This is a genomic window from Atribacterota bacterium (assembly GCA_028717805.1).
GTDB lineage: Bacteria > Atribacterota > Phoenicimicrobiia > Phoenicimicrobiales > Stramentimicrobiaceae > Stramentimicrobium.
In genome coordinates, this window is sequence record JAQUNC010000028.1 from 1 (window position 1) to 12,133 (window position 12,133).

The following is a 12,133-nucleotide window of genomic DNA, read 5'->3' on the forward strand; positions in this document are numbered from 1 at the left end:
TAGACGACCTGTCAATTTTTTATGATAAAAGGCAGATATGTAAAGATGTTCGCTTCACTGTTAACAGGGGTGACAGGGTTGCTTTAATGGGGAAAAACGGAACCGGAAAATCCAGTATTTTAAAGTTGCTTCTTGGTCAAAGACATGTTTATAGCGGTCAGGTGAGAATAGGCGCTGGATTGAATATTTCCTATATACCGCAGGATACATCTTTTTTAGAAGGTACCCTCAGAGAATTTACACAAAAAAATTCCCTGGAAGAACCATTATTTAAAGCAGTTCTTGACAGGTTAGGGTTTACAGAATCCCAGCATGAAATGAACATGAAGGAATTTAGTGACGGACAGAAGAAAAAAGTTTGTTTAGCTGGAAGTCTTTGCCAGGAAGCACATCTCTATATTTGGGATGAACCATTAAATTATATTGATGTTATTTCCCGTATTCAGATTGAAGATTTAATCCTTAAGCATCAGCCGACTATGCTGTTTGTAGAGCATGACTATTCTTTTGTCAAAGCAATAGCAACAAAGCAAGTCAAACTGGATAATTGAAGGGAAAGCCACTAAAAACTTATTCCAATTAAAAAAATTACATAAAATTATATATTTAGTGTTACAATATTACATATAAGAACCTTACCTAATAGAAGGGAACATTTTTTGAGAAGAATTCATTATTTGTTGCTCCTATTTATTACAATTATCACATTCCTGATAATTCCCTGTGTAGCCATCTGTTATACAGCAGAAAACACTATGGATTGGACAGAAGCTGAGATTAATTTTATTACTGCACATCCTGTCATTCATCTTGCTGTAGATCCGAAGTTTATACCATTTGAATTTTTTGATGAGGATGAAGAATATAAGGGTATCGCTGCTGATTATCTTTCGTTAATCAGTGAGAGAACCGGTTTAAAATTTGATATTGCTAAAGGATTAACCTGGCCGGAAGCCTATGATATGGCTCTATCCAGAAAGGTTGATGCCTTGCCAGCAATATCAAAGACAGAAGAAAGAAAAGTGCATTTTCTTTTTTCTAAACCCTATTTCTATTTCAAACGTGTTATTGTGATCCGTGATACGGATAGTAGCATTGCAGATATTGATGATTTGGCAGGATTAACGGTTGCAGTGCAAAGAAATAGTTCACATCACAGCTATCTGTTATCTTATCCAAATATAAATTTAAGTTTATATGATTCTGTTGAAGCAGCATTAGCATCAGTGGCAAGTGGTACAGAAAAAGCCTTCGTGGGCAATCTTGCTACTACAAGCTATCTGGTGCGCTTACATGCTCTGACCAATTTGAAATTTATCGTATTCGAAGCAGAAAAAGAACAAGCTCTGTATTTTGCTGTTCGTAAAGATTAGCCAGAACTGATTAGTATTATCAATAAAACACTTAATAACATCACCGAAGAAGAAAAAATTGCCATTAGTAATAAGTGGATTGAATTTGAACCAGAGATCGATTATGGTCCAATTCTGCGAATTATTCTATTGGTCGGCTCTATCCTGGCTGTTGTTATGGCAGTTTCTTTTTTCTGGATTATTCGCTTAAAGAAAGAAATTAAGAAGCGACAGCAGATTCAAATTGATCTGGAAAAGGCGAAAAGAGAAGCCGATGAGGCGAATGAATTCAAAACCAGCTTTATGGCAAGGATGTCTCATGAAATCCGGACACCGCTTAACGCAATCACTGGAATGGCCTACCTTCTTAAAAAAACTGATATCTCTTTAACACAAAGCATGTATATTGATCGTATTACTCAGGCTTCCAACAATATGTTGAGTATAATAAATGATATTCTAGATTTTTCTAAAATCGAGGCTGGAAAAGTAGAACTTGAAATTGCCTCTTTCAGTTTGGATCAGGTGATTCAGGATGTAATTAACATAGTATCCTATAAAATTGAAGAACAGGAAATAGGATTGAAACTATCCAAGGATCCCCAAATTCCCAATTGGTTTTTTGGGGATGTCAAGAGAATTGAACAGATTCTTCTTAATCTCTTGAACAATGCCGCAAAATTTACCACTTCCGGTGAAGTCTCGCTGGATATTAGACTTATAGCTAAAGAAAATGAAAAATATCACCTGTCCTTCTCTATCGAAGATACTGGTATAGGCATGACCGAAGAGCAAATAAATAAGCTATTTATGCCCTTTATTCAGGGAGATAGCAGTATTAACCGTCGTTTCGGAGGTTCCGGACTGGGACTCTCCATTGTTAAAAATCTGGTCGAGATGATGGGAGGGCAAATAAAGGTTTTTAGTACGCCGGGAGAAGGCTCCACCTTTATCGTTCATTTGTCATTAAGTATAGATAAAAAGAAGGAAGAGATGTATAAAAAAACCTTGTCAGTATCAGCTAAACATTTCAAGGATGTCAGGACACTGGTACTGGAAAAAACAGGGGCCAGTATGAATTTAATAGACAGCTATCTGGGTGCTTTTGGTATGCATTGCGAGCTTACCAGCTCACAAGACAGTGCATTGAGCTTGCTGGAAGCTGCTGATGGTAAATTTAGTAAACCCTTTGATTTATTTATTCTTGATTATGACACTCCTCTGGAAGGAGGTTTTGAATTTATAGAGTCGCTTCGGAATAATGAAAAAATTGTTAAAATGCCAAAGCTTATTATGCTGTTGCCGATGATGAGAGAAGATTTATTCGACAAACTCGATGAACACGGAATTAATCTCGGTATCGGCAAACCAATCATTCCCTCTATTCTTTTAAATGGAATTCTGGATATGTTCAAGTTGAAGGCTATATCGGCATCCCAACCTGCTATAAATAAAGATGATAACATGACAAAGCTTGATAAAGACCACACTGTATTGCTGGTAGAAGATAATAAAACAAATCAATTGATTGCGAAGTCCCTTCTCCAACGAGTTGGCATCAAATCGATTATAGCTAATGATGGGAAAGAAGCTGTTGCTCTTTATCAGCAACATAAGGATGGCATTGATTTGATTTTAATGGATTTACATATGCCTGTTATGAATGGTTATGAGGCAGCTTGGGAAATTAGAAAAATATCACCTGACGTTCCCATTGTAGCCATGACGGCAGATGTTATTTTGGGAGTTCGGGAAAAGTGCGAGCAAAGCGGGATTCACCATTACATTAGTAAACCTTTTGAACCTGATCATTTCATTCAAACGATTAAAGATATTATTGCAGAGGAGGAGGATAACAAAGATAATTAATATGCGTGTCTTAGATCAATCCGCGGGATTAAAGAATGTAGGGAATGACCCGGAAATTTATCAGTTGGTTTTAAATGAATATTTCAAGGAAAACAAGGATACTATAGATAATCTTTCTTTAGCCATAAACGAAAAGAAATATGAGGATGCTGCTCAAATTGTTCATAAGGTTAAGGGAAGTTCTGGAAGTATCGGTGCCAGAGCTTTGTATGACGTTTCCGTAATATTACAGAGAGTATTGAAAGAAGAAAAAGAAGATGAGATAATGCCACTTCAGGAAAAGTTTTCTTACCTATTACAACACTTACTTGAAGAAATTATGGAATTTTTGGTTTAAAAAAGCGATCAGTGCGAGTTTGTTCTTTAGAAGGAGGATGGATGATGTCAATAAAAATATTAGTTGTTGATGATTCAGCATCAGATCGTTTAATCATCAAAAATATGCTGAGAGAATATAATGTACTAGTTGCCAGCGATGGTTTAGAAGCCCTGCGTCAGATTGAGGAACATGAGGATATTAACCTGGTTATACTTGATTTGAATATGCCTAATATGGATGGTTTTCAGGTTCTTACAAAACTGAAAACTGAGGATCGTTACAAAAGAATACATACCATCATATTAACAAACTATGATGAGCTAGAGAATGAAATAAAGGGCTTAAAACTAGGTGCAGTGGACTATATCAGGAAACCGATTAATATGGAATCCTTGAAAGTCAGAATTGAGATTCATGTTGAGTTGTTTCGGATTCAACAAGCGCTAGAGAAAAAACTGCATGAACAAGGACTGACCTTTGATTTGGTCTTCCATCAAGCTCCTATTGGTATAGCAATCTCATATGGGAGTGATTCGATAACAAATGAAAGAAATAGCTATTTCAGTATAAATCCGATGTATGAGCAGATTACCGGAAGAACAAAAACCGAGCTAAAAAAGTTGGGCTGGGCAGCTATTACCCATCCTGATGATTTAGAAGAGGACTTAAAGAGCTACAATAAACTTCAATCAGGGGAAATCGAAAGCTATACAATGGAGAAGAGATTGATTAAACCGGACGGTTCAATTGTTTGGGTATATTTGGTTATGGCTTCGCTTAATTTATCCAATAGCCGTCAATATAACCATATTGCTTTGCTTCAGGATATTACCAAGCGAAAAAAAATAGAAGCCGATTTAATGGAGAGCGAGCGTAGCAAATCCGTACTTCTTTCCCATCTCCCAGGAATGGCTTATAGGTGCAATTACGATAGAAACTGGACAATGCAATATGTTTCTGCAGGTTGTTTGGAATTAACCGGTTACCCGCCGGAAAGCCTTATATCTAATAGAGAATTGCCTTATAAAGATTTAGTTGCACCGGAATACCAGGAACCACTCTGGAATGAATGGGAACGTACCCTTGCTAGAAGGCGGACTTTTAATTATGAATATGAAATTATAACTGCTAAAGGAGATCGGAAATGGGTTCTGGAACTGGGGCAAGGCATCTATAATGAACATGACGAAGTAGAGGCTCTGGAAGGAATCATCCTTGATATAACAGATAGAAAAGCAATGGAACATAGTCTCAAGTATAGTAGTGAACATGACATATGGACTGGCTTATATAACCGATACCATTTAGAAAACATTCTGACGGAAGATGCTGAGAAAAAAATAGTGGAGAAAAGGGCTGTTGTAAACATAAATCTGAGTGCTGTACAATCATTAACTATGACCTATGGATTTCATTACACTCAGGATTTGATAAGAAATACAGTAGACATCTTGATTACACATATTACAGATAAACGAGAATTATTTTATACATATGAAAATCAATTTGTTTTTTATTTGAAAGACTACCAAGATAAGAAAGAACTCCTTGATTTCTGTGAAGTCATTGCCGATTCATTGGAATCCTTGCTTGCAGCTGAAAGAGTTAGTGGCGGAATAGGGATTGTGGAAATAAATCGAGATAATGGGCGTGATGTCGATCAACTTTTAAAAAACCTTCTAATTGCCTCGGAACGAGCATTTGATATCGATGATAGAGACTTAGGAATTTGTTTTTATGATGCAAAATTAGAAGCACAGATAATCCGTGAACAAGAAATAAAACTGGAACTTACCCAAGTGGCATCAGATAAAAATGACAATAGGCTGTTTTTGCAGTATCAACCAATTCTGGATCTTAAATCAAATAAGATAAGCGGTTTTGAAGCTTTAGCCAGATTAAAAAGTGACAAGCTTGGCTTGATATCACCTTTGGAATTCATACCTATTGCTGAGGAAACAAAGCTCATTATTCCGATTGGTGAAAAGGTTATTCGGGAAGCTCTCCGCTTACTAAATAAATTGAAGGAACATAAATATGGTGATATTAGCGTTTCGATTAATATCTCTGTTATTCAACTGTTGAGAAATGATTTCTGTAAAAATCTGTTTGAGATAATAAATGAAATGCAGGTAAGTCCAGCAAATATCTGTATCGAGCTAACAGAGTCGGTATTTGAATCAGACTATGAGAAAATAAATCATATTCTTGGTGAGTTGAAAAGAGCGGGACTTCACATCGCTATTGATGACTTTGGAACAGGATATTCCTCACTTGCACGGGAAAGGGAGTTAAATATCAACTGTATTAAAATTGATAAATCTTTTATTGATAAACTAATGCATATTGAACTTGAGAAATCTATTACCGATGATATTATCTTAATGGCGCATAACTTAGATCACTATGTCATTGCAGAAGGGGTAGAACATGAAAAGCAGCGACAGTATTTGCTCGCTTGCGGATGTGATAAAATACAGGGATTCTTGATTAGCAAATCCCTTGATGAAGATGCGGCAATTAAATTGCTCAAAAACAAAGGTGGTCAGAGTTAGGAATTAAGCCCCTATATTAGGTATATTAACTACAAATCCTAACATTAATTCATTATTAGATTACGGAAAATCCACCTTAAGAATCCGCCTATTGTATTATCGTCACTTTTAGCTTACTCAATAAGATTTTGAAGAATATCTTTAAAATTCCTGTATTAAGTACCATAAAAAAAGAAGGATCCTGGTCAGTCTGATTTAATATTAATGATGATTATGGAATAAATATTAGCAAAGAGAATAATATTCAAACTGTTGCTATCTACATTAAGCTGCTTTCATACCGCACAAGTCATTTTTAAGTCATCTGACTATCTGTCATAACTCATTTATTAACTGTAACATCTAGTCAAGGTGTTTAACAGGTTACATTATCATAAAAGTATTCGCATAGAAAAAGTATTGACTGTTTTTCATATTAGATGTATAATATTATTGTGAAAAAAATTTTATATATATGAATAATATATATGAAAAACAATTCCAAAACAAGGAAAAAACAGGAAAATAGAATATCCACCCTAGAAAGAGCTATTAAGCTTTTAGAATATATGGAGACTGCCAGGATAAAGTCCACATTATCAGACATTACAGCCATCCTACCTATTCCCAGTGGCACTGCATTTAATATCTTAAAGACACTGGAAGCCTATGGATTAATCGAACGGGAAACCTCCTCCAGACAGTATAAATTGGGTTTTAGGATGTTTCAATTGGGGAATAACGTGGAATATATTCGGAATCTACGCGAAGTCTCCTTGCCATTTATGAGAGAGTTGACCAGGGAAATCAAAGAAACCTCTAATCTGGGTATCCTCTTTGCAGAAACACTCTATTTTTTAGCCATCATTGAAAGTCCATTTACTACTAAAACAAGATCTGCAGTAGGTTCAAGCTTACCCTTACACGCACCTGCAGTGGGAAAGGCATTGTTAGCCTATCAGAAAGAGGAAGACAGAAAGAAATTGCTTGATCTCATAGCCCTCCCCAAATTTACTCCTAATACCTTGACCGAAAAGGAAGAGTTATGGGATGAATTGGATATGATAAAAAAACAGGGATATGCGGTAGATAGCGAGGAGGTTTTTCTGGGAACAACCTGCATTGCAGCCCCGGTTTTTGATTCAGCGCAAAAAATCACTGCTGCACTTGGAATTACCGGTGATACAGTGAGGATTAAAAAAATATATCCTCACTGATTAATATTGTGCAGCATGAAGCCTTAAATATTTCATTTAAATTAGGATATCAATCCACCAAAGTTGCTTTGAATTAATGAAAAAACGATATTTCACAAATTAATTGTGCCAAATAAAATGAAATAATTTTCAATTATATGAAAATATAAATCATATGGAAGGATGGAAGGAGTTGAGAAAAAAATCAACCTGATAAGCAGTCATTTCTCCCAGATATGCTATTCTCTCAAATATGAATAGGGGAGCTATGTTTATCAGGAGGATGGTTAGTTGGAATTAAGCTCTCTATAATAGGGATAGTACCGGAATGGATATTTTAAATAATAAAAAGGAGGAATAAAATGATTCTTGATGGTTTTATATTGAAAAATAAAGTTGCACTGGTTACCGGATGTACAACCGGTCTCGGTCAGGGTATGTCCATAGGATTGGCTGAAGCTGGAGCAGATATTGTGGGCATCGATTTTCAGGCTGATCCGACACAAACAAAGACTGCTATAAAAAAAATTGGTGGTAATTTTCTTTTTCTGGAAGAAAACCTGCTTTCAATTGAGCCTATTAATAGCATTATAGGTAGAGTTGTACAGGAATTTGGGAGACTGGATATTCTGGTTAATAATGCGGGAATTATTCGTAGAGCTGATGCTCTGGATTTTGCTGTAAAGGATTGGGATGAGGTAATGGATATTAACCTGAAAACAGTTTTCTTTCTTTGTCAGTCTGCCGGTAGGCAATTTATTAAGCAGAAATCAAAAGGTAAAATAATAAACATTGCTTCTATGTTATCCTTCCAGGGAGGAATCAGGGTTCCATCTTATACCGCCAGTAAAAGCGGTGTTATGGGCATAACTCGATTACTGGCAAATGAATGGGCACAGTATCATATTAATGTTAATGCTATTGCTCCCGGGTATATGGCAACTAACAATACGGCACCATTAAGGAAGGATAAGGGAAGAAGTGCTGAAATATTAAAGCGAATACCGGCTGGAAGATGGGGAACTCCTGAAGATTTAAAAGGAATTGCTGTTTTTTTAGCATCCTCTGCTTCTGATTATATCAATGGAGCAATTATACCAGTTGATGGAGGATGGTTGGCCAGATAGAAAAATAAAGAATATGAATAAAAGATAGGGGATTAATAAAAACGTTTAAGGAGGTAAATGTTTTTATGAAGAAGTTAAGTATATTTATCACTGTTGTTTTAGTATTTGCTTTTTTAGTAATTCAACCTGTTTCGGCGGTAGAGGTAATCAGATGCGGGCATGGTCATAGTACTACACATCCAGTACATCTGGGATTTGAGTATTCAAAGAATTAATAGAGCTAAAAACTGATAAATATAAAGTCGAAATATTTCCGACTTCCCAATTGGGAAGTGAAGCCGAAATGGCTGAAATGACTAAATTGGGAACAATGGAAGCTTTTATGTTTGGTCGAATGGAATCCCAGGGTAAACAACTTTATACACTTGCCGTTCCTTTTGTATTTAAGGATTATGAACATGTAAACAGGGTGTTAAGCGGTTCTATCGGGGATTATCTGGCTTCTTTTACTGAAGATAATGGTTTAAAATTATTAGGCTGGACTCATTCGGGTTTTAGATAAATTACCAATAATGTTCGACCAATAAAAACTCCCGCTGATTTTAAAGGTCTAAAGATGAGAACACCACCATTGGAAAACATTCTACAAACTATGCAAGCTTTTGGTGCCAGTGCAACCTCTATTGCTTACAGTGAACTTTATATGGCTCTTAAGACTGGTGTAGTGGATGGACAGGAAAATCCCTATGTAAATATTGTATCTGAAAAATTTTATGAAGCACAAAAATATCTCACCGAGGTCAATTACATATACAATCCAGGACCATTCTGCGTAGGTCTTGATTGGTGGAATAGCCTTCCCGCTGAAGATCAAAGAATTATTGCTGAAGCTGCCAAGGTAGCATCTATGTATACAAACTATGTTACCGAATCAACTGAAGAAGGGTATAAGCAGGAATGCATTAAACAGGGAATGGAGGTTTATATACCGACTGATGAAGAAAGACAGGCATTTATCGAAATGGCTCAGCCAGTCTATGACTACTTCATTCAAGATGATGCTACTATCCAAAGATTAATTGAATTAATTCAAAACAGCTAAAAATGAAAAGAAATTATTTACCATTTCCTGATATTACTGATTAAATATTAAGAATTCCCCTGTCTTTTAGAATAATATGGTGGATAAAATAATGGAGAGAATAATTTATGAAGAATAAATTTAATGAAACATTAAAATGATTAATGATGTGGTGGTTAGTATATTTTTCAGTGCGATGTTCATAACTGTTTTTACCTCAGTAATACTATGTTATTTTTGGTTTTTCTTTTCGCTGGACAGAAGAATTAATCCGATATTTATTTATATATATGGTCTTTTTTGGAATACCCATTGCCTTTAGACAGAATGTTCATGCAGCTATTGAATATTTTAAATCAACGTTTTTTAAAAGATTCAATTCAGTATTACAAATTTTTTGTGAACTGGTATTAGGCATAATGGTTGTTTATATAAGTTATTACACCATTATTATGATTAGAGGCAGGTTAGGAAGAACCCTCTCTTCAGGTCTAAAACTCCCTTTTGCTTATCTCTACAGTTCAGTTCTCTTTTGTTTTGGTCTGCTATTAATTGAAATCATACAACGTTTTTTCATAAAAGGCTATCGTCAACAACAAATGAAGAGTGATAAGGATAAATAAGTATTGATGAGGTGTTAAGGTTAAAATGAGTGCAGGGTTCATATTAGCGATTGTTTTAGCATTTATGGCTTTGTTGTTAATTATAGGTTGTCCCATTGGTTTTTCTATTTTAATTAGTACTACACTGGGAGTCTTTATACAGGATCTTCCTTCCTCTATGGCTACCTTGAGAATGATTGCCAGAGCAGATTCTTTCTTGCTAACAGCAATACCATTTTTTATATTTGCTGGAGTGTTGATGAGGGAAGGAGGAATAACAAAAAGAATTTTAAATTTTTCGGTTGTTCTTCTGGGACATTTACCAGGTGCTTTAGGTCATGTTAATATTTTTGCCAGCATGGTAAGTATTCTGATTCCCGAGATGATAGAAAAAAAATATCCTCGAAGCGTGAGTGCAGCAATCACTGCAACATCGTCTACCATAGGAATTATTATACCACCAAGTATACCAATGATCCTGTATGCAATGGCTTCAGAAACTTCCATCGGTCGTCTATTTCTGGGTGGAGCCATACCTGGTATTCTAGTTGGTTTAATCATGATGGTAATTACTGCCTATATGTCTGTAAAAGAGGGATATGGAAAAGAAAGAGATAATCCCCCAACTTTTAAAGAAGTTGTTGTTGGTTTCAAAGATGGAATATTTGCCTTAACCATGCCTTTAATCATTATTGGTAGTATTGTTGGCGGGATAGTAACTGCGACCGAAGCTTCTGTTTTAGCTGTTTTCTGTGCTTTGATATTAGGATTTTTTGTATTCAAAGAATTAAAATTAAAGATATTTACCCCGCTATTAAAGAAACTATTCGCTCGACAGCTGTAGTTATGTTAATTGTAGTTATAGCTACTTTTTTAGGTTGGTTGCTGGCTTATGGTCAATTGCCCCAGCGAATATCTCTTGCTCTGCTATCGATTTCTAATAATCCTGTAGTTATTTTATTAATCATCAATTTAATCTTGCTCATTATTGGTACTTTTTCAGATGTTGCTCCTAATATCTTGATTTTAACACCCATTTTTTTACCGGTAGTTGTAAATTTAGGAATAGATCCGGTACATTTTGGTGTTGTTATGATTGTGAATCAAGCAATTGCTCTGGTAACTCCACCGGTTGGTAACTGTTTATATATTTGCGCCAATCTTTCTAAATGTAGTGTAGAAAAGGTTTTTGGAGCATCTATTCCTTATTTATTAGCTAATCTGCTTGTACTGATTTTGGTCACTTTATGGCCAGCAATGGTATTATGGCTACCAAAAATGTTGATGCCTTAGATTAATTTTGGAAGGCATCTTTATACGTTGCTCGATAATTCAATTTCTTTTCTTATCCAAATCAATTTTAGATAATTTAGTAGATGTTCTATTTCAGGGAGATAATAAAGAGAAAAGATAAAACAGTCACGCCGGGGTATTGCAACCCCTTTATGTCGAAATAGACTAACAAATAGTTAGCATAAACCATAAGACTTTTTATTGTTAATAGTAGAGAGATTTCAAGAGAAAGATAGGGTATGTGAGAGAAACCTGAATAAAGGAGGAATAAAATATTATTAATTTCAGAACCTGGATTATATGTAAAACCGGTAATCTATTTTAATATTATTGTTTAACTTAAAGATGGATATTCTTTAAGAAATATAAAATTAAAATGGCAATTAAACCACCTGTACAGGCAGTAACGAATTGGGGAAAACTCATCATTTGAGCAATGGGAGCTGGAACCTGTACCAATAAATTTACTGCCGTTACCAGTATAATGAATTTAACTATAGATGCGATGATAATTCCTAAAAATTTATTGCTAGATTTTAATAAGAAAAATGAAATTACTAATACACTATTTCCAAGTGCTATAAAGGGAATTAAAGGAATAAGGGGAGGAGGCAAGATTCCCCATATTGCTGCTATAATTGGAGTTAAAATACCTATTAAAATTCCTCCTTGCCATCCGACTATCATTGATGCCAGATACAGCACTGCGTTTACTAATGGACCAGTTATAAATTGAGGGAAAGCTCCCATTTGGAATAGTAAGGCAATAGCTAATAAAATTGAAGTCCTCGTTAGCCATTTAATATTGGTTTGGTGCATC

10 protein-coding genes and 2 pseudogenes are annotated in these 12,133 nt (G+C 35.3%); 11 read left to right on the plus strand and 1 reads right to left on the minus strand.

All coding sequences use genetic code 11. The features are described 5' to 3' along the window. The 11 genes and pseudogenes from PHD84_07085 to PHD84_07135 all read left to right on the plus strand — a co-directional run. On the plus strand, positions 1-551 hold a 551-nt coding region (locus PHD84_07085), incomplete at its 5' end, for an ATP-binding cassette domain-containing protein (protein MDD5637562.1). A gap of 108 nt (positions 552-659) precedes the next feature. Then, positions 660-1,373: a transporter substrate-binding domain-containing protein gene (locus PHD84_07090; GenBank protein ID MDD5637563.1), complete on the plus strand. Its 714-nt coding sequence runs from the start codon at positions 660-662 to the stop codon at positions 1,371-1,373. 129 nt (positions 1,374-1,502) lie between these two features. Continuing rightward, positions 1,503-3,221 carry an ATP-binding protein gene (locus PHD84_07095; GenBank protein ID MDD5637564.1) on the plus strand — a complete coding sequence of 573 codons (1,719 nt, stop codon included), beginning with the start codon at positions 1,503-1,505 and terminating at the stop codon, positions 3,219-3,221. Between the two features lies 1 nt (position 3,222). Beyond that, the gene (locus PHD84_07100; GenBank protein ID MDD5637565.1) at positions 3,223-3,558 is read left to right on the plus strand and encodes an Hpt domain-containing protein; all 336 of its coding nucleotides are present in this window, start codon (positions 3,223-3,225) and stop codon (positions 3,556-3,558) included. Positions 3,559-3,602: 44 nt separating this feature from the next. Next, a complete protein-coding gene (locus PHD84_07105) occupies positions 3,603-6,095 on the plus strand; it encodes an EAL domain-containing protein (GenBank protein MDD5637566.1) in 2,493 nt (830 codons plus the stop codon). Positions 6,096-6,562: 467 nt separating this feature from the next. Beyond that, positions 6,563-7,291, plus strand: coding sequence for an IclR family transcriptional regulator (locus PHD84_07110; GenBank protein ID MDD5637567.1), 729 nt, complete (start codon positions 6,563-6,565; stop codon positions 7,289-7,291). A 341-nt stretch (positions 7,292-7,632) separates the two neighbouring features. Then, a complete protein-coding gene (kduD, locus tag PHD84_07115; protein MDD5637568.1) occupies positions 7,633-8,397 on the plus strand; it encodes a 2-dehydro-3-deoxy-D-gluconate 5-dehydrogenase KduD in 765 nt (254 codons plus the stop codon). Between the two features lie 65 nt (positions 8,398-8,462). Further along, positions 8,463-8,612, plus strand: a complete 150-nt coding sequence (locus PHD84_07120; GenBank protein ID MDD5637569.1) for a hypothetical protein — start codon at positions 8,463-8,465, stop codon at positions 8,610-8,612. Next, positions 8,612-9,439, plus strand: a pseudogene (locus PHD84_07125) (TRAP transporter substrate-binding protein). Before PHD84_07120 ends, PHD84_07125 begins: the two are co-directional and overlap by 1 nt. 212 nt (positions 9,440-9,651) lie before the next feature. Continuing rightward, the gene (locus tag PHD84_07130) at positions 9,652-10,041 is read left to right on the plus strand and encodes a TRAP transporter small permease (GenBank protein ID MDD5637570.1); all 390 of its coding nucleotides are present in this window, start codon (positions 9,652-9,654) and stop codon (positions 10,039-10,041) included. Between the two features lie 64 nt (positions 10,042-10,105). Continuing rightward, positions 10,106-11,313, plus strand: a pseudogene (locus PHD84_07135) (TRAP transporter large permease). 339 nt (positions 11,314-11,652) lie between these two features. Here PHD84_07135 and PHD84_07140 read toward each other — a convergent pair. Then, positions 11,653-12,132, minus strand: coding sequence for an ECF transporter S component (locus PHD84_07140; GenBank protein ID MDD5637571.1), 480 nt, complete (start codon positions 12,130-12,132; stop codon positions 11,653-11,655). Position 12,133 lies beyond the last annotated feature (1 nt).

Coding starts and splice junctions, on each gene's coding strand:
- PHD84_07100 (MDD5637565.1), top strand. CDS start 3,223: ATGCGTGTCTTAGATCAATCCGCGGGATTAAAGAATGTAGGGAATGAC.
- PHD84_07105 (MDD5637566.1), top strand. CDS start 3,603: ATGTCAATAAAAATATTAGTTGTTGATGATTCAGCATCAGATCGTTTA.
- PHD84_07110 (MDD5637567.1), top strand. CDS start 6,563: ATGAAAAACAATTCCAAAACAAGGAAAAAACAGGAAAATAGAATATCC.
- kduD (MDD5637568.1), top strand. CDS start 7,633: ATGATTCTTGATGGTTTTATATTGAAAAATAAAGTTGCACTGGTTACC.
- PHD84_07120 (MDD5637569.1), top strand. CDS start 8,463: ATGAAGAAGTTAAGTATATTTATCACTGTTGTTTTAGTATTTGCTTTT.
- PHD84_07140 (MDD5637571.1), bottom strand. CDS start 12,132: ATGCACCAAACCAATATTAAATGGCTAACGAGGACTTCAATTTTATTA.